The organism is Cobetia sp. BL01, from assembly GCF_056493605.1.
In genome coordinates, this window is record NZ_JBVBEE010000001.1 from 323038 (window position 1) to 343970 (window position 20933).

Here is a 20933-nt window from a genome sequence, read left to right on the forward strand (position 1 = left end):
CAAGGAAACCGTTATGCGCTGGCTAAAAGGTCTCGTTCTGGCCGTGATCCTGCTGATCGTTCTGCTGGTCGGCATCCTGTTTGCCGTTCACAACCAGCAAACCGTGCCTCTCGACCTCATCTGGCTCGAGCTGCCGGCTGCCTCACTTTCCATGTGGCTGCTGTTTTCACTGGCCATCGGCGTCGTGCTCGGCATGATCGCCATGACCGGCATGTATCTGCGCCTGCGCACGCTGTTGACCCGCGCGCAGCGCCGCAACCAGCAGCAACGCAAGGAACTGGACCAGCTGCGCATCCAGGAGATCAAGGAAGTGGCATAAATGCCTGACCTGATACTGCTGGGACTGCTGATGGCCGCCATTGCCATCGGGTTCTGGCTGGGGCGACGTGATCGTCGCCCCACTACGCAAACTCCCGCCCCTGCCACCTTGTCCCGCGACTATTTCGTTGGCCTCAATCATCTGCTCAACGAGCAGCCTGATCGCGCCATCGAAACCTTCGTACAGGCCTTGGAAGTCAACAGCGACACGGTCGATACCCACATCGCGCTGGGTAACCTGTACCGCAGTCGCGGGGAGGTCGACCGCGCCGTCAAGATCCACCAGAATCTGCTGGCACGCCCGGCCCTCGACAGCGAGCAGGGCGAACGCGTTCAGCTGGAACTGGCCCGCGACTTCATGCGCAGCGGTGTCTACGACCGCGCCGAGAAGCTGCTGGAAACCCTTCTCAAGCAGGCCCAGCACGATGACCATCGTCGCGCTGGCCGACGCCTCCTGATCGACCTGCTCGAGCGTGAGCGAGAATGGGAGGCTGCCCTCGAGGTCGCGCACCCCATCCTGCGTCAGGAAGGTGGCATCCGACGCGCCGCCGCCCACTGGCACTGCGAACTGGCGGCCCTCGATATCCTCGAAGGCAGTCAGGCGGTGGCGCGCAAGCGCCTCAAGCAGGCACTCTCCACGGATGAGAAGTGTGTGCGCGCCAACTGGATGCTGGCCGAGATCGAATACGAGCATGCCAACTACAAGCAGAGCATTCGCCTGCTGCAGCGCATTCCGCGTCAGGACACCGGTTTCACTCCCATCATTCTCGAACCGCTCGGCAAGGCATTCCACATGCTGGACGACGAAAGCGGACTGGTGCGCTATCTGCAGCAGGAAGTCGAGCGCGGCCCCTATACCACCACGGTGGTCAGTCTCGCCCAGTTGATCGAGCGCCGGGAAGGGGTCGAGGCCGCTGTCAGCTTCGCCAGCGAGCAATTGCATCGCCACCCCAGCCTGCGGGGGGTCGACTATCTGCTCGACCTGTACCTGCTGGATGCCGATGAGCGCGAGACCCAGCGCTTCAGCCTGCTCAAGCGCCATACCCAGCAGCTGATCGAGGCACGCCCTCGCCATCGCTGCCACCGCTGCGGATTCGAGGCCTCGATGCTGCTGTGGCAATGCCCGAAATGTCGCCACTGGGGTACCGTCAAGCCGATCACCGGACTGGAAGGCGAATGAGCCCCCGCGTTCCGTGACTCGCTCATCTGAACCAGCCCGTCAGCTCAGCCCGTCAGACCAAGCACGTCAGACCAAGCACGCCCGAGCAGAAGGCGAGACGCCCCCGCCGCTTTCGCGACGGGGGCGTCTCGTCATTTCAGGGCCTGAAAGCCCTCGACTCTCTGGCATGTCAGGCGACGCGAGGCCCACGCAGACGCGGTGACAGCGTCTCTCCTGCCCCGCAGGCCAGCACGATGGCCCCCAGGAAATACGGCCAGTCCTCTAGACTCAGGGCCGCCACGCCAAGCGCATCAATGAAGATCGCCACGATGCAGATCGGGCTGACATAGCGAATCATGAACAGCCAGATACGGTAGCCTCCCTCACTCAGATCCAGCTCATCGCGCAACATGCTGCTCTTGAAGACGAAGCCGGCCAGCAGCGCCATGGCGATGCCACCGATCGGCATCATCCAGCGCGAGGTCAGGTAATCCAGCCAGTCGAAGAAGTGCTTGCCGGCCAGGGTCCAGTCCGCGCCCAGATTGAAGGACAGCATCGCGAACATCGCGACCAGCCACAACACGCTTCCGGCAAGCCACGATGCCTTGGTGCGACTCATGTTGCGGTTCTCGCTCAGCCAGGCGACGGTGGCCTCGATCATCGAGATCGCGGACGTCAAGGCGGCAATGGAGAGCATGGCGAAGAACAGTACCCCGAACAGCTGACCGAAGGGCATCTGGTTGAAGGCCACCGGCAGGCTCATGAAGATCAGCCCCGGACCGGAGGACGGGTCCATGCCATTGGCGAAGATGATCGGGAAGATCGCGAGTCCCGCCATTAGCGCCACCAGCGTATCGGCGATCGCGACCGTGAAGGTGGTGCGAGCGATGGAGGTGCCTGACGGCAGATAGGAGCCGTAGGTCAGGATGGCGCCGGAGGCCAGCGACAGGGTGAAGAAGGCATGCCCCAGCGCGGCCAGCACGCCCTCACTGCTCAAACGGGAGACATCGAAGTCGAACAGGAAGTGGAAGCCTGCCGAGAAGTTGCCGGAGGTCAGGGCGTAACCGATCATGATCAACAGCATGATCACCATGCCCGGCATCATCCAGCGCACGCTCTTCTCGACCCCCTCCTGCACGCCACGCCCGACGATCAGCATGGTCACTACCGTCACCAGCGTCGCCCAGCCACCCAGTGCCCAGGGATTGGCGTTGCCAGCCTCGAAGATACCGCCCAGCTCAGCGACGCCATGTCCGGACAGCGACCCGCTGGCCATCTTCCACAGGTAGCTGAAGGACCACCCCGCGACCACGACATAGAACGACAGGATCATGAAGCCGGCCAGCATCGCCATCCAACCGAAGACCTTCCACAGCGGGCTGGCCCCCGCTTCCCGGGCCAGGTTGGCGATCGCCTCGATGGGGCTGCCGCGACCACGGCGCCCGAAGGCGATCTCCGCCATCATCACGGGTACGCCAACGGCGAGAATGCAGGCCAGATACACCAGCACGAAGGCGCCTCCGCCATATTCACCGGTGATATAGGGAAACTTCCAGATATTGCCCAGCCCTACCGCGGAACCGGTAGCTGCAAGGATGAAACCCCAGCGACTGATCCAGAGATTCTTGGGTTGCTGTCTTGCCGTCATGGAATACCTTACGAGTTATTGTTGTGAGCCAGTGGTGATCGACGCAACGCCTTGCCGTCTCGGGTGCTCACGCAGACCATTTTACTGATAAGAAGGATGTTCGTCCGCGATTCCTGTGGAAAATCCCCACACGCACCTCGCAAAACGTCTGCGATAGCGCCATTACCAAGCGACGCCATTCACTCTACATCAGCCACTGCTAATTGGTAACATTTGAAACGACCATCAGAGCAGGCGCTTGGCAAGGGAAATCCCTGTCGGACGAGGATCAGTGCGGAAGCCGACATCGACGAGTCACTGGAGTAAGCTCATCCATGAGCGCACCTGCAAGCGCTAGCGGCAGAGCCTCGGAATTCGCTGAGCTGATAGGTCTCTCGCCCTCTCAAGCAGCGCAGACAAGGAGTCGTCATGCATCGTCAATTCGCGGTGATCGGACTGGGGTATTTCGGCAGTACCGTCGCGCGGGAGCTCAGGCGCCACGACCATGAAGTGCTCGGCGTGGATCTCGATGAGAAACGTCTCAATGCTATGGCGGACCTGCTCAATCAAGCCGTCATTGCCGACCCGACCGATGAGCATGCCCTGCGTGAGCTTGGCCTCGAACAGTTCGATGCCGTGTTGATCGATCTGGCCGACTCGATGGAGCAGAGCCTGATCTGCGCGCTGCTGGCCAAGGAACTCGGTGCCAGGGAACTGTGGGTCAAGGCGACCTCGGATGCGCATCACAAGCTGCTCAGCCGTCTGGGCGTGGACCACATCGTGCACCCGGAGTACGACCTGGGCGTGCGGGTGGCGGAAAGCCTCGCCTATCACGCCATGGTCGACTTCATCCACCTGGGCGATCACCAGTTCGTGGTCGAGCTGGAGGTCAGCGAGCGTCTGTGCGATGACTGCCAACAGCTCGATCAGCTCCCCATCGATGAGGACATCAGCGTGATCGCCTTGCGCAAGGGCGCGACACTCGATCGCAAGCCTTCCGGCAGTACGCAGCTGTCCGCTGGCGATCATCTGGTACTGATCGGCGAACTGAGCGCGCTGCGCAAGCTGGGGGCGCATCTGTGAGGCAGCGCTACCGACGCTATCTTCGCCCCCTGACCCGTGGCCCACGTGGCCCCATCATCCACCTGTCGCCTCCGGAGATCCTGCTGGGCGGCTTTCTGGGACTCAGCATGCTGGGGGCCTGCCTGCTGAAACTGCCAGGCATGCATCAGGAGGGCCTCAGCTGGCTGTCGGCACTGTTTACCGCCACCTCGGCGGTGACCGTCACCGGGCTTTCCGTCACCCCGCTCAGCGAGTTCACCTTCGCCGGGCAGGCCGTCGTGCTGGTATTGATCCAGCTGGGCGGCCTCGGTTTCATGACCATCGCCGCCCTGTCACTGGTGATGCTGGGGCAACGACTGCCGATGCATCAGACCAGCCTGCTGCGTGAAGCGCTCAACCGCAGCAGCTCACGCGAGATCGGCCGGCTGCTCAGGGTCATCACCGCCTTTGCGGTGACACTTGAACTGGGCGGCGCTCTGCTGCTGGCGCTCGAATGGGTGCCACGCCATGGCTGGGGACGCGGCATGTGGCTGAGCCTCTTCCACTCGGTCTCGGCCTTCAACAATGCCGGCTTCACCCTGTGGCCGGACAGCCTGTTGCGCGAATCCCGCAACCCGCTGGTCGCAAGCGTCATCAGCCTGCTCTTCATGACGGGTGGCATCGGCTTTGCCGTGATCGGCGAACTGCGCGAGCGCAGGCGTGAGCATGGGTGGCGCGTGCTGCTGCACCCCTCACGCTTCTCCGTACAGACACGCCTGGTGCTGGAAGCCACCATCGCACTCAACCTGTTGAGCCTGGTGGTGATACTGGCGCTTGAATGGGGCAACCCCGATACCCTGGCAGGCATGCGTGATCATGGCGAACGCTTCATCTCGGCAGCCTTCATGGCAGTGACGCCCCGTACCGCCGGCTTCAGCATGTTCGATACCTCCGCGATGACACAGGCCTCGACCCTCTGGACCATGGCGATGATGTTCATCGGTGGCGGGAGTGGCTCGACGGCCAGTGGCATCAAGATCACCACCTTCGTGGTGCTGCTGCTGACCACTCGCGCCTTCCTGCGCCAGAGACACTCACCGACCCTGCATGGCCGCCGTATCGGAGACGAGACTGTCTTCAAGGCCATCGCCGTGGCCTTGGCCGGCATGCTGTTGATCTTCAGCATGCTGTTCGGGCTGACCATCACCGACCCCGACCACGACTTTCGATCATTGGCCTTCGAGACGGTCTCGGCGTTCGGCACCGTGGGACTGAGCCTGGGGGTGACGCCGGAGCTTTCCGCTCCCGGACAGTGGTTGATCATCATCACCATGCTGCTGGGACGCACCGGCCCGCTGGCACTGGGTTACCTGCTGGCGACCCGCAGCCGTCCCGGCGTCAGCTATGCACGCACCGAACTCTCCATCGGCTAGGCAGCACGACTTGTCTGACGCACTTTCTCTCCCCCTGAACGACGAAAGCCCCGATGCAGGGCATCGGGGCTTTTCACTCGAACGACAGGAGCGGCGAAGCTGTCAATGGCTCAACGGCAACGGCTTCGACCAGCGACCTCAGTGATCATCGTCATCATGATGATCATCGTGGTCGTCATGCTCCTCAAGGCGCTGATGGGTATGGCCTTCGCCATCGTACTCATCCACCCGAGCCTTGAGTTTCTGGCCAGGACGGAAGGTCACCACGCGACGCGCGGAGATCGGAATCTCCTCGCCTGTCTTGGGATTGCGCCCCGGACGCTCGCGTTTGTCACGCAGATCGAAGTTGCCGAAACCGGACAGCTTCACCTGTTCGTTCTCACGCAGGCAGCCACGAATCTCATCGAAGAAGACTTCGACCATCGACTTGGCTTCGCGCTTGGACATGCCAAGCTCTGCATGGAGATGCTCGGCGAGTTCCGCCTTGGTCAACGCTCCCATGTCCGCTCCCTCGTTCAAGTGGCGACTCATGCTCTCAGCGCCACCCCGAAACGTGTGTGGCCATCGGCGACGATCGCATCGACTAACTGATTGATTTCCTCATCATTCAGCGTGCGCGAAGGATGCTGCCAGGTCAAGCCCAGAGCGAGCGACTTATGACCATCGGCTACCCCCTGGCCCTGATAGACGTCAAACAGGCGCAGATCCGTCAGCCATTCCCCGGCTTGCGAGCGGATGGCGTCGAGCAGCGACTGCACGTGCACGCCCTCTTCGACCACGAAGGCCAGGTCACGACGCACTTCCGGATACTTGGAGAGCGGTGCAAAGCGCGGCAGACGGCCCGCACAAGCAGCGGCCAGCGTGATCTCGAACACGAACACCTCGACCTTCAGGCCGAGTTCGGCACGCGCCGCCGGGTGCAAAGCCCCCATCCAGCCTGCCGGCTCGCCGTTGTAGAACAGCTGAGCGGACTGACCCGGATGAAGCGCCGGATGCTCGGCAGCCTCGAAACGCCAGGCATCCAGGTTGCCGCCCAGTGCCAGCAGTGCCTCGACATCGCCCTTGAGATCGAAGAAGTCGACCTTGTCACGACCGCCATTCCAGCCTTCCGGCAGACGTGCGCCGGTGATCAGGCCACCGATCATCGGTGTCTGCTCGAGGGAGTCCAGCTCACCACGGAACACAAGCCCGGTCTCGAACAGGCGCACGCGCGACTGCTGACGATTGAGGTTGTGACTCAGTGCCTTGACCAGCCCCGGCAGCAGCGAGCTGCGCATCACGGCCATGTCGCTGGAAATCGGGTTGGCCAGTGCCGGCGCCACCCCTTGCGGGTCCAGCGTCTTCTGCAGCTCAGGGGCGACGAAGCTGTAGCTGATCGCTTCCTGATAGCCCCGCGCCACCAGCTGACGACGCAGACTGGTCAGCGGCTGGGTGGTCTCATTGGCCACGGCCGGTGCCAGGCGCGCGTTCGGGCGGCTGACCGGCAGATTGTTGTAGCCGTGGATGCGCGCCAGCTCCTCGATCAGGTCAGCCTCGATGCTGACATCGAAACGCCAGCTCGGCACCGTCACCTGCCACTGGCTCTCGCCATCGGCCACGACCTGCATGCCCAGACGCTCGAGGATCTCGACGATCTCGGCATCCGGCAATGCCATGCCCAGCGTGCGCTCGACACTGGCGCCGCTCAGGCTGACGACGGCGGCCTTGGGCAGCGCTGCGTCGCTTGCGACCTCGATGATCGGGCCCGGCTTGCCCCCGGTGATCTCGAGCAGCAGAGCCGTCGCCCGCTCGATGGCATCACGCTGCAGCTGCGCGTCCACACCCCGCTCGAAACGATGCGAGCTGTCGGTGTGCAGGCCATAGCTGCGCGCCTTGCCAGCCACGTTCAACGGCGCGAAGAAGGCCGACTCGAAGAAGATGTCGCGCGTCTCGCCGTTCACGCCACTGCCTTCGCCGCCCATCACGCCAGCGATGGCCAGCGGGCCCTTCTCGTCGGCGATGACCAGGGTGTCGTCACGTAGCGCGACTTCCTGACCGTCGAGCAGCGTCAGCGGCTCTTCAGCGGCCGCCATGCGCACCTCGATGCCACCGTTCAGGCGCGCCAGATCGAAGGCGTGCATCGGCTGACCGAGCTCCAGCAGCACGTAGTTGGTGACGTCGACGACGGGGTCGATGCTGCGGATACCACTGCGGCGCAGACGCTCCTCGAGCCATAGCGGGGTGGTCGCGGTGACATTGACGTCGCGCACCACACGCCCCAGATAGCGCGGGCAGGCCTGCGGCGCACTGACGGTGACCGGGAAGGTGTCGTCGATCTGGGCCGCGACCGGCTCGATGCTCGGTGCCGTGACGGCAAGACGATTGAGCACACCGACTTCGCGTGCCAGGCCCTTGACGCTCAGGCAGTCACCGCGGTTCGGAGTCAGATCGACCTCGATGGCGCTGTCGTCGAGGTGCAGGAAGTCACGGGCATCACGGCCCACCGGCGCATCCGCGGCCAGCACCATGATGCCGTCAGAGGCTTCCGCCTCCAGACCCAGCTCGGAGGCACCGCAGATCATGCCGCGGGATTCGACACCGCGCAGCTTGGCCTTGCGAATCTTGAAGTCACCCGGAAGCTTCGCGCCGACCTGGGCGAAGAGCACCTTCTGACCGGCGGCGACATTCGGCGCGCCACACACGACCTGCACCAGCTCACCACTGCCATCATCCACCTGACAGACGTTGAGGCGATCAGCCTCAGGATGCGGTTGCTTGTCCTTGACCTCGGCCACGACAACACCGGTGAACTCACCGGCGACGGGCTCGATACCATCGACTTCCAGGCCGGCCATGGTGACCTGATCGGCCAGCTGCTGGGTGTGCAGTTCCGGCGACACCCACTCACGCAGCCACTGTTCGGAAAATTTCATCTTGCTGTCCTGTTCCGTAAGTTCACGCCCTCACGGCGCGATACGTGAATGAGTGCCTAGCTGAACTGGCGAAGGAAACGCAGGTCATTCTCGAAGAACAACCGCAGGTCATTGACGCCATAACGCAGCATCGCCAGACGCTCCACGCCCATGCCGAAGGCGAAGCCGCGGAAGCGTTCGCTATCGATACCGGAGTGACGGAAGACTTCCGGATGCACCATGCCGCAGCCCATCACCTCGAGCCAGCCGGTGTGGGAGCAGACACGACAGCCGTCACCGGCACACATCACGCACTGGATGTCGACTTCGGCAGACGGCTCGGTGAACGGGAAGTAGGACGGACGGAAACGGACTTCCAGATCATCGCGCTCGAAGAAGGCATGCAGGAACTCTTCGACGGTGCCCTTGAGGTCAGCGAAGCTGACGTTCTCATCTACCAGCAGCCCCTCGACCTGATGGAACATCGGGGTATGGGTCAGGTCAGAGTCGCAGCGATAGACACGCCCCGGGCAGACGATGCGCAGCGGCGGTTCACTGGCCTTCATGCTGCGCACCTGCACCGGCGAGGTATGCGTACGCAGCAGACGCGTGGCGTCGAAGTAGAACGTATCGTGCATCGCACGTGCCGGGTGATGCGACGGGATGTTCAGCGCTTCGAAGTTGTGGTGGTCATCTTCGATCTCCGGGCCTTCGGCAACCCCGTAGCCGATGTGCGCGAAGAAGCTCTCGATGCGCTCAAGCGTGCGCGTCACCGGGTGCAGGCCACCCACTGGTTCGCCGCGTCCCGGCAAGGTGACGTCGACGCGTTCAGCAGCCAGTCGTGCATTGAGCGCTGCCGTTTCCAGCGCGGTACGACGCGCTTCCAGCTCGCCGTTCAGCAGCTGCTTGGCTTCGTTGATGGTCTCACCGGCCTTGGGACGCTCTTCGGGGGACAGTTTGCCCAACCCCTTGAGCAGCGCGGTGATCTCGCCCTTCTTGCCCAGAAAGCGTACCCGCACCTCATCGAGGGTCTGGACGTCTCCGGCCGCCTGGATCGCGGTGCGTGCTTCGTCCACCAGGGTGGAAAGATGTTCCATCCGTTCAGCTCCGATCGCTTGAGTCATCGACGTGGTAGAGCCCACGTCAATGGAAGTCGCGCCGACCCGAAGATCGGCAGGGAGAACGCTCCGTCCGCGGTGAGTCACACAGACGGTCGCGCCCTTGCCAGAGTCCGGCCCGATCCGCGGCCAGTCTCATTCATGTTCGCGCTGGCACCTCTCCCGAAATCCGAGGGAGACACCAAACAAAAACAGGGGAAGAGCGGCTGCTCTTCCCCTGTGACGTAACACGTCATCTCGATGCCACCTGAGCTGTCCAATGCAAGCATTCGACAGTCGCGCCTCGACTCACCACTCGCGTGGCTGGCCGGTGCCGGGCGACATCTGATCCGGTCACTTACTGAGCAGCCTTGGCCTTCTCGACGATGGCAGCAAAGGCAGCTTTTTCGTGAACCGCGATATCGGCGAGGACCTTGCGGTCGATCTCGATATTGGCCTTCTTCAGGCCAGCGATGAAGCGGCTGTAAGACATGCCATTGATGCGGGCCGCAGCGTTGATACGCGCGATCCACAGGGCACGGAACTGACGCTTGCGGACACGACGGTCACGGTAAGCGTACTGGCCGGCCTTGATGACAGCCTGCTTGGCTACGCGGAAGACGCGTGAACGCGCTCCGTAGTAACCCTTGGCCTGCTTCATGATCTTCTTGTGACGGCGACGTGCGACGACGCCACGCTTGACGCGGGACATAGCGTACTCCTGATATTAAGAAAGTTGGACCGAGGTAAGGACGGCTTACAGGTTCGGCAGCATGCGCTGGATCAGCGCCTTGTCTGCAGCGTGAACCTGCTTCATGCCACGCAGCTGACGCTTACGCTTGGTCGACTTCTTGGTCAGGATGTGGCTACGGAAGGACTGCTTGTGCTTGAAGCCGTTGGCAGTCTTCTTGAAGCGCTTGGCAGCGCCGCGGTTAGTCTTGATCTTCGGCATGAGTATTAACTCCGCTCGGTTTCTTGAGAAAATCCAAGGCCGACAAAAAGAGCCACGCCCGCAAGCGTGACCCTGATGTGTCCGTTCTACTGCCTGTGGATCACTTCTTTTTCGGCGCGAGAATCATGATCATCTGACGGCCTTCCATCTTCGGGAAGGACTCGACGGTCACGAGTTCACCGAGGTCGCCGGCGATACGTTCCATCAGCTTGCGGCCGATGTCCTGATGCGCCATTTCACGACCACGGAAGCGCAAGGTAACCTTGCCCTTGTCTCCGCCTTCGATGAAGCGAGTCAGGTTACGCAGCTTGACCTGATAATCGCCTTCATCGGTACCAGGACGGAATTTGACTTCCTTGACCTGGATTTGCTTCTGCTTCTTCTTCTGAAGATTCTTCTGTTTCTTCTCATCGAAAAGAAACTTGCCGTAATCCATGATCTTGCAGACGATGGGATCGGCATTGGAAATCTGGACGAGGTCGAGCCCTGCCTCTTCGGCCTTGGTGAGCGCTTCTTTCGTCGGCACTACGCCGACCTGCTCTCCATCTGCGTCGATGAGGCGGACTTCGTCCGCACGAATACGGTCATTGATGGGAGCCCGCTTTTCCTGGGGGCGTCCGCGCTGATTATTCCGCTTGATCGTTGCGTCTCCGTTTGGCTGAAATTCGTTACTGTCAGACCTGTTCTTCCTTCAGGCGTTCCATGAATTCTGAAACTTTCATGGTGCCGAGGTCTTCACCGGAACGGGTTCTGACAGCTACTGCATCAGCTTCCACTTCCTTGTCGCCGACGACGATGAGGTAAGGAACCTTCTGCAGAGTATGCTCACGGATTTTAAAGCCGATCTTCTCGTTCCTCAAGTCTGCTTTGACACGGATGTCATGTTTCTCGAGGCGAGAGACCAGATCCTTGGCATATTCTGCCTGGGAATCCGTGATGTTCATCACGACAATCTGCTCCGGGGCGAGCCAGAAAGGCATCGCGCCAGCGTGGTGCTCGATCAGTATGCCGAGGAAGCGCTCGAAGGAGCCGAGAATCGCACGGTGCAACATGACCGGAGTGCGACGCTCACCGCTTTCATCGACGAACTGGGCACTGAGACGCTCAGGCAGATTGAAGTCGAGCTGTAGCGTACCACATTGCCAGACACGATTCAGGCAATCTCGCAGGGAGAATTCAATCTTTGGTCCATAGAAGGCGCCTTCGCCCGGCTGAAGCTCCCACGGCAGGCCGGTCGCATCCAGTGCCGCCTGCAGACCAGCCTCGGCCTTGTCCCAGGCTTCCGGCTCACCGATGAACGACTCGGGGCGTGTCGAGAGCTTGAGCTCGACATCCTCGAAGCCGAACTGACGATAGACTTCCAGCGTCAGTCGGATGAAGTCTTCCGCCTCGGACTGCACCTGATCATCGGTACAGAAGATGTGAGCATCATCCTGAGTGAAACCACGCACACGCATCAGACCGTGCAGAGAGCCTGAAGGCTCGTTGCGATGACAGGAGCCGAACTCGGCCAGACGCAGCGGCAGGTCGCGGTAGCTCTTGAGCCCCTGATTGAAGACCTGGACGTGGCACGGGCAGTTCATCGGCTTGACGGCGTACTCACGCTTCTCGGACTCGGTGGTGAACATCAGCTCGTTGTAATGCCCCCAGTGCCCGGACTTCTTCCAGAGCGAAAGATCGACGACCTGAGGCGTCTTGATCTCCTGGTAGCCGTTGGCTCGCTGGATCCGGCGCATGTACTGCTCGAGCACCTGATACATGGTCCAGCCATTCGGGTGCCAGAACACCATGCCCGGTGCCTCTTCCTGCATGTGGAAGAGATCCAGCTTCTTGGCCAGCTTGCGGTGGTCGCGCTTCTCGGCTTCCTCGAGACGCTTGAGGTAGGCCTTGAGCTGCTTCTTGTCCGGCCAGGCGGTGCCATAGATACGCGTCAGCATCGGCTTGGTGGAATCACCACGCCAGTAGGCACCTGCCAGTTTGAGCAGCTGGAAGTGCTTCAGGTGACGCGTGTTCGGCACGTGCGGGCCACGACACATGTCGGTGTATTCTTCATGGTGATACAGGCGGATGGTATCGCCCTCACCGATGCCTTCGATGATTTCCTGCTTGTACGGCTCTTCACGCTTCTCGAAAGCGGCCATGGCCTCGTCACGCGAGACGTACTCGCGGACCACGTCGTACTCGCTGTCGATCAGCTGCTTCATGCGCTTCTCGATGGACTCGAGGTCTTCCGGCGTCACGGAGCGACCGAAATCGATGTCGTAATAGAAACCGTCATCGATGACCGGACCGATGGCCATCTTGGCATCCGGATAGAGCTGCTTGACGGCATGACCGATCAAGTGGGCGCAGGAGTGACGGATCACGTCCAAACCTTCGGCATCACGGGCCGTGAGAATGGCGACGTCAGCATCTTCGGTGATCATGTCGGCGGCATCGACTTCGACGCCATTGATCTTGCCGGCGACACACGCCTTGGCAAGGCCGGGACCGATGGATTCGGCCAGCTGCATCACGGAAATCGGAGTATCGAAGGTACGCTGGCTGCCGTCAGGCAGGGTAACGATAGGCATGAAGGAATCCTTGCATTCAGTGGTGGCCCTTACCAAGGGTCACGTGAAGCGAATTTAGCCGAGCGCCTGGGGCGTCGGCTCGATGGGGTGGTGCGGATCATGGACGGAACGGTTGCCGTCCCCGGCCTACGATGCCAGGGGAAGCTGCCGTGATGGCGCAGAGCGCTGACGCGCCGGCCACACATCACGGACGCACGGACCGATGGCCCATGATCGAGACAAGACCTTAGCAGCCCACTCAAATAGCGTAAAGACACACCCATGAGCAGGTACATGATCCTGAAGGGAGAAACGCAGACGGGGCGCCCGAAGGCGCCCCGTCTGATTCAGCTTACCGCGATGGGCTTACTTGACTTCAGCAAGCTCGACGCGACGGTTTTCAGCACGACCTGCAGCGGTGTCGTTGCTGGCAACCGGCTGCTCTTCACCGTAACCCATGGTTTCCATGCGGTTGGAACCGACACCTTCAGAGGCCAGGTACGCCTTGACGGAGTCAGCACGCTTCTGGGAGAGCTGCTTGTTGTAGGAGTCAGAACCCACGGAATCAGTGTGACCTTCGATACGGACACGAACGTTCTCGTTGGACACCAGCTTGGCAGCCACACCGTTCAGCACTTGCTCAGCGCCGGAGGTCAGCTTGGCGGAGTCGAACTCGAAGTTCACGTCGCGCAGCACGAGGTCAGCGACACAGCCCAGGGCGTTGACCTTGGCACCTGCCGGAGTGTTCGGGCACTGGTCCTGGTAGTCCGGCACGCCGTCACCATCGGAATCCAGCGGGCAGCCTTTCGCGTCAACAGTGACGCCGGCCGGGGTACCCGGGCACTGGTCCTTGTAGTCAGCAACGCCGTCACCGTCGGTGTCCAGCGGGCAGCCTTTCGCATCGACTGCGACGCCTGCCGGAGTACCCGGGCATTCGTCACGATCGTTCGGCACGCCATCGCCGTCGTCGTCCATGGACTTCGGAGCGTCGTCAGCACACAGCAGTGCACCGGCAGTCGCGCCGCCCACGGCACCCAGAGAAGCGCCGGTGTCTTCGTCGCTGTCGCCAGAGACGCCGTAACCAATCCCCCCACCGATCAGGCCACCGGCCAGACCGCAGACGAACGGCTGGCTGTACCACGGCTTCTCAGCGGATGAGGACTGGGAAGCAGAGCTTGCACAGCCAGACAGGCCAACAACCAATGCAGACCCCAGAACCAGGCCAGTCGTAGATCTTTTCATGTAAGACTCCTTCTTTACACAGCGCTATTTGTAACGGGGTGTTACGCAGCGGCTCCGAGTATAAGAGCCGAACTCGTTACGGTGAAAGGAATTTTATATACCTCATCCCTTTAGAAGAAAGCACATCTGAGTGCGTCCTTCCAGCTCTGATCGGGTCTGTTTCCCTTGAAAACGGTACCGATCCTCATGCATACGTTGAAGGAAAACAGTGTTTTTTGCAACGTCGAAAAACTTTGACACTACCTGTATCATTTAAGAGACGCTGTAAAAGTCACGATTCATGCACCGTTCAGGTGGTGACGCACCAGTCCCTCGAAGAGCGCGACACCCGGCAAGATCAGGTCATCCGGGAAATCATAGCGGGGATGATGGAGTCCCGGGAGCGCTTCACCGGCCCCCAGCGTGAACATGGCGGCATGGCATTCTCGCCCCAGCACTCCGAAATCTTCCGACCAACGATGTGCCTGATCCAGCTCATGACAGGGCTGCCCCACCTGCGCCGCCACGCGACGAATCACCGCGTTCGCCTCAGCCGAATTCCAGGTCGCCTCAAAGGCATCGCACCAGTCCACCTCGATGCCGAGATGGTCCTCTTCCGACTCACTGCGGGCCAATGAGACCGCCGCCTCGGCGAGGGCCTTCATCATGTCGTTGCTTTCCGTGCGCAGGGTCGCCATCACCTCGGCATCCCCCGGCGCGGTGCCGAAGGCGACCTCCCCAAGCCGCGCGTGCACCAGAGTGACCATGGCAAGCCCCGTCTCGTCCGCGAACTGCAGCGGCAGACGAGAGAGTCCCTGCATGATGCGACACATGGCCATGGCGGGACTGCGCCCATTCTCGGGATGGGCTGCGTGGGCGCACAGTCCGGAAAGCCGCACGATCATGCCCCGCGAGGCACAGGTGAAGGCGTCATCACGGACGCTGACCTCTCCCAGCGGCCGCCCCGGCAGATTGTGGCAGGCATAGAGGAAATCCGGCTTGATGGTCTCGAAGGCCTTGGTGCGTACCACCGCACGCGCACCCTCTCCCGTCTCCTCGGCGGGCTGGAACAGCAATACCACCTCGCCCCTGGCTACCGGGCGCCTGGCCAGGCGCTGCGCCACTCCCAGCAGCCACGTCATGTGCCCATCGTGACCACAGAGATGGCCGACATGCTGGTGACAGGATGACCAGTCTCCCCGTGGCACCTCATCGATGGGCAACGCATCGAGCTCACAGCGCAACATGACCCGCGGGCCGGGCGCGGCACCGCGGAAGATGGCCGCCAGACCATGCCCCCCCAATCCCGTGACCACCTCGGCGCCTGCCTCTTCCATCCAGCCGGCGATCAGGGCCGAGGTAGCTTCCTCCTGCCCGGACAGCTCCGGTGCCCGATGCAGCGCATGGCGCAGCTCGATCAGTTCAGTTCCCAGCAGCGGGAGCGTATTGTTCATGCCAGCCTCTCAATGGCCTGATACCACCCGAATTCACACGATGCCCTGCGGCTCGTGACCCGCGGGTCCGAAGCAAATGCTCTCCCCGCCCGTGCGCAGCACCCGATGCCGCTATAGCGCCTGACCCAGATCCGTCGGTGCCACGGGCCGTTCACGTCCCAGGTACTCGCGATACCACACCGGCATGCTTTCCAGCACGCATTGCGCTGCCTGCTGAAGAGGCTTGGCCATCTCTTCCTCGACGGCGATGCGCTCCTTGTCCTCTGCCAGCCGCTCACGCGGGCTCAGTGCCTTGCGTGCCGAGTGGGTATGCAGGTGGGACACTCGCCCGTGCAGGGTGCCAAAGGCCCCCAGGACGTCATCCTCTGCCAGCGAGGTATCCAGTATCTCGATCAACACCTTGCAGCGCAGCCCCCCTTCCACGAGGTCCACCTGGCCGGCCTGCATGGCACGGGCAATCGCTTCAAGACTCTCCAGGCAATTGGCGCGTGCACGCGTCAACTCCTCTGCACGCAACGCCTCGCGCTTCCTCACCTCACGGCGCAACTTGAGCGCATACGCCGTCAGACCGGCGATGATGATGAGTGCAATGACGATCAGAATGATGCTGGTACTCAGGGACATGCGATTCTCCTGCCGAAATCAAGTGACGAGTATAGGGACTGCGGACGGGACACCCAAGGCGGCGCGATGCCCCAGGGACCCCCGCGCGATGCCTGACAGAAAAAAAGCCCCGTATCCAGCGGAATACAGGGCTTTCTGATCAGCAGGTGATTCGCTCAGCGCCCCGCCATCAATGCCTCGAAACTGGCCTTGAGCTTGAGGTTCTGGGCCTGATGGGAGTAGCCCGTGGCAAGTGCGGCCAGGGTTCTGCTCAGCGCATCGGAGTCGCTTTCCAGCAGATGGGTACAGCGCTCGGCCCACTGCGTCGGGCTGGATTGCGCGGCCATCACCAGCGAGGGGTGATCGTCGAGCAACTCGGCCGAGCCGACACGCGCATTGAGCAGTACCGGCGTACCACAGGCCATGGCTTCCAGCGCGACACGTCCGAATTCCTCGATATGTGCCGGCAGAACGAACAGGTCCAGCGCACCATAGAGCGTTTCGACCTCGGCGATGGTCGAACGCCAGATCATGCGCTCAGCCACGCCGGCCACCTGCGCCTGCTGCTGGTAGGGCGCGGCATCATCCTTGCCCACCACCAGAAAACGATAGCGTCCGGGGCTGGCCTGCTCCATCAGCGCGGCCATGGCGACGAATCCGGCCACATTGCGCTTGGTGAAGTTCCCTGAGGTCACCAGCCCGATCAACTGCTCTTCCCCACTGACGCCAAGCGCCTCACGCTGGGCTTCACGGCCGGCACGTGCACGCTCGGGCGTGAACTGCACCGGGTCATAGCCCGGGTAGCTGATCTCGATCTTGTCCGGCGAGATCGCGTAGCGCTCGACGAGATCATCGCCCATCATGCGCGAATTGACCGCCACCTGACGGAACTTGCCACCATTGAGCACGTGATCATGGATCGCGGCCACTTCATGATTCTCAGGCAGATCACGGCCATGGATGCACTGTGACGCCAGATGCACGCAGTTGTGCAGATAGACGGTATCCGGGCTCTCGCAATCCCCATGGCTGACCAGCAGGTCCGGCGTGTGGCGACGGGCCCATGCCTGAACCCGACGATTGAACCAGAAGCGCCGATAGGCCCCCTTGAACGGCCAGCGCCACAGACGCACCAGCTCCGCGCCATGCTCCCGCGCCAGCTCAGGCTTGCCACGTTCGGCGAGAATCACCACGCGATACCCCAGCGCGGTCAGGGCGTCCGCCTGCTCGAAGGCGTTGCGACTGGCACCGGTGCTCTTCTCGACCTGACGAATGGCAATCGCGGCCAGCTTTTCTGACCTCGCGAGACCCGCGCTCACGAGGCCTCCGGAGCTTGATGCATGGAATCACCACGGCCGACCGCGTAATACATCAGGCCGGCAGACTTCATGGCGGACGGCTCGAAGAGGTTGCGGCCATCCACCACCACCGGGAAGGCCAGCTGCTGCTTCAACCACTCGCCATCCAGCGTGCGGAATTCCTTCCACTCGGTGCACACCACCAGCGCATCCGCACCCTTGACCGCCTGGATGCGATCCGCGACCAGCACCAGGTCATCGCGCTCACCGTAGATACGACGGCATTCCTTCATCGCTTCCGGGTCATAGGCCTGCACCTTGGCACCCGCCGCCCACAGCGCTTCCATCAGCGTGCGGCTCGGCGCATCGCGCATGTCATCGGTGTTCGGCTTGAAGGCCAGCCCCCAGACGGCGATGGTCTTGCCGGCGAGATCGCCATCGAAGGCGCGTGACAGCTTCTCGAACAGCGTGACCTTCTGACGCTTGTTGACGGATTCCACCGCGGTGAGCAGCTCGGCCTCATAGCCTACCTGACTGGCGGTACGTGCCAGTGCCTGGACATCCTTCGGGAAGCAGGAGCCACCGTAGCCACAGCCCGGGTAGATGAAGTGGTAGCCGATGCGCGGGTCACTGCCGATCCCGCGGCGCACTTCCTCGATATCCGCGCCCAGGCGCTCGGCCAGGTTGGAGATCTCGTTCATGAAGCTGATCTTGGTGGCCAGCATCGCGTTGGCGGCGTACTTGGTCAGCTCGGCGGCGCGCACATCCATGAACATCAGCTTTTCATGGTTGCGGTTGTAGGGGGCGTAGCATTCGCGCATGCGCTCGCGCACCGCCTCGGAATCGGTGCCGACCACGATGCGGGCACCGCGCGTGAAGTCCTCCAGCGCCGCGCCCTCCTTGAGGAATTCCGGGTTGGAGCAGACATCGAACGCAACGCTCACGCCGCGGTGCTTGAGCACCTCTGCCACCCGGGCATGCACGCGATCCGCGGTGCCCACCGGCACGGTGGACTTGTCGATGATGACCTTGTAGTCATCCATGTGCTCACCGATGGTGCCCGCCACGGCCAGCACGTACTTGAGATCGGCACTGCCGTCTTCATCCGGCGGCGTGCCCACGGCGATGAACTGCAGCACGCCGTGCGCGACGGCCTCGCGGGCGTCGGTGGTGAAGTTGAGACGCCCTGCCTCCACGTTGCGCGTCACCATGCTCTCGAGCCCCGGCTCGAAGATGGGGATCTCACCCTGCTTGAGGCGATCGATCTTGGCGGCGTCCACGTCCATGCAGATCACGTCATGGCCAACATCCGCCAGACAGGTGCCGGTGACCAGACCTACGTAACCTGTTCCGAAGACAGTGATTTTCATGTCAGTCCTTGGGTGTCTCTGAGGGTAGTGAAGGGGGTGACAGGGTGATCGGCGCGGAGGTTTCCATCGCCGTCACGCCAGAAGATTGTGCACGAGCGGATGACGCACCATCCGAAGCGCTGTCGAGCAAGCCATCCGGACTTTCCAGCAGACGCGTCGTGGCCTCCACGGCCTCTTCCAGTTCTTCGGCACCGGGGGCCAGCGGCCGGGCAAGAAAGTCCGACGGCAGATCCTCGAAGAAGTTCAGACGCCCCAGTTGATCCAGCACCGGATGGCGCTCGCGCGGCTGATAGCAGGCCGACCAGGGTGACAGACATGGCTTGTCCCCCGAGAAGTGGATTCCCATCCAGTCACTGGCCAGATAGGGAAGATCAAAACTGGCGAACGGCTGACGGGCATGCTCGCGCAGATGCACCATCTCACGCTCGGGATTGGGACCACGCCCCGCCTGCCACAGCCACAGGGGAATGCGATAAGGCGCCTGGCTGGGGCGATCACCGCCATGCACGTAGGCATCGCTGAGCGGATCATGCTCAAGACCATGATCGGAAAGGTAGAGCACGCCGGCGTGGCGACCCTCGAGACGTTGGAAGACGCCCTCCAGCACCTGGTCCGTGAAGCGGATGCTGTCATCATAGGCATCGGTCAGCGGCGAGGTACTGTCTGGTGTCAGGAAGTAACGCAGCGAGTCGGGGTACTGCAGGCTGGCCGGCGGATGGCTGCCGTACAGATGCAGCACGATCAGTCGCGGCCCCTTGACCTTGCGCGCCAGTGCCTCATCGAGTGCATCCAGCAGTCCGTCGTCGTACTCCGTCATGATGGTTCTGGCGACGTCGGCACGCTGGGCGATGGCGGTGATCCAGGTGCGCTCGGAGGTGATATCGAGCCCCTGACGCGACAGCCACTCCGTATGCATGCCGGCCTGATTGGCCAATGAAATCAGGTTGGCATCCAGATAGCGCGGCGAGAAGGTGCGCGGGTCCATCAGACTGGAAAGCATCGGCACCGCCAGCACCGTCTGCGGCGCCGGCGCGATAGCCTGATCAAAGACCACCAGCTGATCACGACGGGCGTCGAGATTGGGCGTGGTCGGACGCGAATACCCGTAGAGCGACAGCTGATCACGCCGCTGGGACTCACCGATCACCAGCACGAAGACCGCATCATCCGGCACTTCAGGGCTGAGCGTGACCTTGCCGAAATCGTAGTCATCCGCCATCAGTGCCTTGAAACGCTCCTTTTCCCACCAGGCATGTGAGGTGGTGGCCAGGTTCCAGCCCGGCGATACCGACAGCGTGGTGATGGCCAGCGGCACGCTGGCACGCCCCCACTGCCAGCTACCTGCCAGCAGCATCAGCATCCAGAGCACGAAGGCGATTCCGCTGCGCCCCCCCAGCCGGGCGCGAGCCAACCCGGCCCCATGGCGATTGGCCAGTGACAGGGCCAGCAGGAAGAACCCCAGCGGCACGATGAGTGCCAGCGGGAACTTGAACAGCATCGCCATCGACTCGCTGCGACTGGTATCCAGCGAACTCAGCGCGAAGGCCAGGCCATAGCGCGAATCGTAATAGACGGCGCTGACCACACTGGCCGAGAGATTGACGCCCAGTGCGGCCATCAGGCCAAGTGCCGGCCAGCGCCAGCGTGGGCGATGGGCTGCCGCCAGCAGACACGGCCACAGCAGCAGGTTGCCGACCAGGATCAGACCACCCTCGAGCAGCCCGTGGTAGATCAATGGCACCAGACTGGCCAGCGATGACAGCAGCACGGCGCTGATCAGCCCACCGGCGACACCGCCATCGGCGCGTCTGGCAAAGAGAGCACGCCCCGCGCGGCGCAGCATGCCTTTGCCACCACCGGCCCCGGGCCGCTCATTGTCATGGGTTTCACGCATCATGAGTCATCTCGCTCAGGCGC

18 protein-coding genes are annotated in these 20933 nt (G+C 62.2%); 4 read left to right on the plus strand and 14 right to left on the minus strand.

Annotated elements, in window-relative coordinates; all coding sequences use genetic code 11:
* Window positions 1-13 precede the first annotated feature (13 nt).
* Entirely contained in the window at window positions 14-319 is a 306-nt protein-coding gene (locus tag ACZYGA_RS01355; protein WP_077374623.1) for a lipopolysaccharide assembly protein LapA domain-containing protein, read from the plus strand.
* The gene (gene lapB / locus ACZYGA_RS01360) at window positions 320-1498 is read left to right on the plus strand and encodes a lipopolysaccharide assembly protein LapB (protein ID WP_084208132.1); all 1179 of its coding nucleotides are present in this window, start codon (window positions 320-322) and stop codon (window positions 1496-1498) included.
* 169 nt (window positions 1499-1667) lie between these two features.
* On the opposite strand, the gene ACZYGA_RS01365 is transcribed toward lapB, so the two are convergent.
* Window positions 1668-3125 (minus strand): sodium-dependent transporter, encoded by a 1458-nt coding sequence (locus ACZYGA_RS01365; protein WP_077374627.1) that lies wholly within the window; start codon window positions 3123-3125, stop codon window positions 1668-1670.
* Between the two features lie 408 nt (window positions 3126-3533).
* On the opposite strand from ACZYGA_RS01365, the gene ACZYGA_RS01370 reads away from it, so the two are divergent.
* Together ACZYGA_RS01370 and ACZYGA_RS01375 are read left to right on the plus strand one after the other, a co-directional pair.
* The gene (locus tag ACZYGA_RS01370; RefSeq protein WP_077374629.1) at window positions 3534-4187 is read left to right on the plus strand and encodes a potassium channel family protein; all 654 of its coding nucleotides are present in this window, start codon (window positions 3534-3536) and stop codon (window positions 4185-4187) included.
* A complete protein-coding gene (locus ACZYGA_RS01375; protein ID WP_240704230.1) occupies window positions 4184-5578 on the plus strand; it encodes a TrkH family potassium uptake protein in 1395 nt (464 codons plus the stop codon). The genes ACZYGA_RS01370 and ACZYGA_RS01375 overlap by 4 nt, the downstream gene beginning before the upstream one ends.
* A gap of 138 nt (window positions 5579-5716) precedes the next feature.
* On the opposite strand, the gene ihfA is transcribed toward ACZYGA_RS01375, so the two are convergent.
* The 13 genes from ihfA to ACZYGA_RS01440 form a co-directional block, all read right to left on the minus strand.
* Window positions 5717-6079, minus strand: coding sequence for an integration host factor subunit alpha (gene ihfA / locus ACZYGA_RS01380; protein ID WP_103751403.1), 363 nt, complete (start codon window positions 6077-6079; stop codon window positions 5717-5719).
* Window positions 6080-6105: 26 nt separating this feature from the next.
* Complete coding sequence (pheT, locus tag ACZYGA_RS01385) at window positions 6106-8490, minus strand: phenylalanine--tRNA ligase subunit beta (protein ID WP_404625153.1); 2385 nt, start codon at window positions 8488-8490, stop codon at window positions 6106-6108.
* A gap of 56 nt (window positions 8491-8546) precedes the next feature.
* The gene (gene pheS / locus ACZYGA_RS01390) at window positions 8547-9566 is read right to left on the minus strand and encodes a phenylalanine--tRNA ligase subunit alpha (protein ID WP_084208128.1); all 1020 of its coding nucleotides are present in this window, start codon (window positions 9564-9566) and stop codon (window positions 8547-8549) included.
* Between the two features lie 358 nt (window positions 9567-9924).
* Complete coding sequence (gene rplT / locus ACZYGA_RS01395; protein ID WP_043335644.1) at window positions 9925-10278, minus strand: 50S ribosomal protein L20; 354 nt, start codon at window positions 10276-10278, stop codon at window positions 9925-9927.
* Between the two features lie 45 nt (window positions 10279-10323).
* Entirely contained in the window at window positions 10324-10518 is a 195-nt protein-coding gene (gene rpmI, locus ACZYGA_RS01400; RefSeq protein ID WP_043335648.1) for a 50S ribosomal protein L35, read from the minus strand.
* Between the two features lie 100 nt (window positions 10519-10618).
* Window positions 10619-11158, minus strand: coding sequence for a translation initiation factor IF-3 (gene infC / locus ACZYGA_RS01405; protein ID WP_077374638.1), 540 nt, complete (start codon window positions 11156-11158; stop codon window positions 10619-10621).
* Window positions 11159-11192: 34 nt separating this feature from the next.
* Entirely contained in the window at window positions 11193-13091 is a 1899-nt protein-coding gene (gene thrS / locus ACZYGA_RS01410) for a threonine--tRNA ligase (protein WP_084208127.1), read from the minus strand.
* A 345-nt stretch (window positions 13092-13436) separates the two neighbouring features.
* The gene (locus tag ACZYGA_RS01415) at window positions 13437-14312 is read right to left on the minus strand and encodes an OmpA family protein (RefSeq protein WP_065392602.1); all 876 of its coding nucleotides are present in this window, start codon (window positions 14310-14312) and stop codon (window positions 13437-13439) included.
* 278 nt (window positions 14313-14590) lie between these two features.
* Window positions 14591-15745, minus strand: coding sequence for an amidohydrolase (locus ACZYGA_RS01420; protein WP_404625149.1), 1155 nt, complete (start codon window positions 15743-15745; stop codon window positions 14591-14593).
* A 111-nt stretch (window positions 15746-15856) separates the two neighbouring features.
* The gene (locus ACZYGA_RS01425) at window positions 15857-16369 is read right to left on the minus strand and encodes a DUF2489 domain-containing protein (protein ID WP_077374644.1); all 513 of its coding nucleotides are present in this window, start codon (window positions 16367-16369) and stop codon (window positions 15857-15859) included.
* 155 nt (window positions 16370-16524) lie between these two features.
* Entirely contained in the window at window positions 16525-17667 is a 1143-nt protein-coding gene (locus ACZYGA_RS01430; protein ID WP_077374646.1) for a glycosyltransferase family 4 protein, read from the minus strand.
* Window positions 17664-19016: a UDP-glucose dehydrogenase family protein gene (locus ACZYGA_RS01435; protein WP_404625147.1), complete on the minus strand. Its 1353-nt coding sequence runs from the start codon at window positions 19014-19016 to the stop codon at window positions 17664-17666. The genes ACZYGA_RS01430 and ACZYGA_RS01435 overlap by 4 nt, the downstream gene beginning before the upstream one ends.
* A gap of 1 nt (window position 19017) precedes the next feature.
* Window positions 19018-20913: a phosphoethanolamine transferase gene (locus ACZYGA_RS01440; RefSeq protein WP_404625145.1), complete on the minus strand. Its 1896-nt coding sequence runs from the start codon at window positions 20911-20913 to the stop codon at window positions 19018-19020.
* Window positions 20914-20933 lie beyond the last annotated feature (20 nt).

Excerpts from the sequence above, each read along its gene's own strand:
- pheT (WP_404625153.1), bottom strand. The coding sequence starts at position 8,490 with ATGAAATTTTCCGAACAGTGGCTGCGTGAGTGGGTGTCGCCGGAACTG.
- ACZYGA_RS01415 (WP_065392602.1), bottom strand. The coding sequence starts at position 14,312 with ATGAAAAGATCTACGACTGGCCTGGTTCTGGGGTCTGCATTGGTTGTT.
- thrS (WP_084208127.1), bottom strand. The coding sequence starts at position 13,091 with ATGCCTATCGTTACCCTGCCTGACGGCAGCCAGCGTACCTTCGATACT.
- rpmI (WP_043335648.1), bottom strand. The coding sequence starts at position 10,518 with ATGCCGAAGATCAAGACTAACCGCGGCGCTGCCAAGCGCTTCAAGAAG.
- ACZYGA_RS01440 (WP_404625145.1), bottom strand. The coding sequence starts at position 20,913 with ATGATGCGTGAAACCCATGACAATGAGCGGCCCGGGGCCGGTGGTGGC.
- rplT (WP_043335644.1), bottom strand. The coding sequence starts at position 10,278 with ATGTCCCGCGTCAAGCGTGGCGTCGTCGCACGTCGCCGTCACAAGAAG.
- ACZYGA_RS01355 (WP_077374623.1), top strand. The coding sequence starts at position 14 with ATGCGCTGGCTAAAAGGTCTCGTTCTGGCCGTGATCCTGCTGATCGTT.
- pheS (WP_084208128.1), bottom strand. The coding sequence starts at position 9,566 with ATGGAACATCTTTCCACCCTGGTGGACGAAGCACGCACCGCGATCCAG.
- lapB (WP_084208132.1), top strand. The coding sequence starts at position 320 with ATGCCTGACCTGATACTGCTGGGACTGCTGATGGCCGCCATTGCCATC.
- ACZYGA_RS01370 (WP_077374629.1), top strand. The coding sequence starts at position 3,534 with ATGCATCGTCAATTCGCGGTGATCGGACTGGGGTATTTCGGCAGTACC.
- ACZYGA_RS01435 (WP_404625147.1), bottom strand. The coding sequence starts at position 19,016 with ATGAAAATCACTGTCTTCGGAACAGGTTACGTAGGTCTGGTCACCGGC.
- ACZYGA_RS01420 (WP_404625149.1), bottom strand. The coding sequence starts at position 15,745 with ATGAACAATACGCTCCCGCTGCTGGGAACTGAACTGATCGAGCTGCGC.
- ihfA (WP_103751403.1), bottom strand. The coding sequence starts at position 6,079 with ATGGGAGCGTTGACCAAGGCGGAACTCGCCGAGCATCTCCATGCAGAG.
- ACZYGA_RS01365 (WP_077374627.1), bottom strand. The coding sequence starts at position 3,125 with ATGACGGCAAGACAGCAACCCAAGAATCTCTGGATCAGTCGCTGGGGT.
- ACZYGA_RS01425 (WP_077374644.1), bottom strand. The coding sequence starts at position 16,369 with ATGTCCCTGAGTACCAGCATCATTCTGATCGTCATTGCACTCATCATC.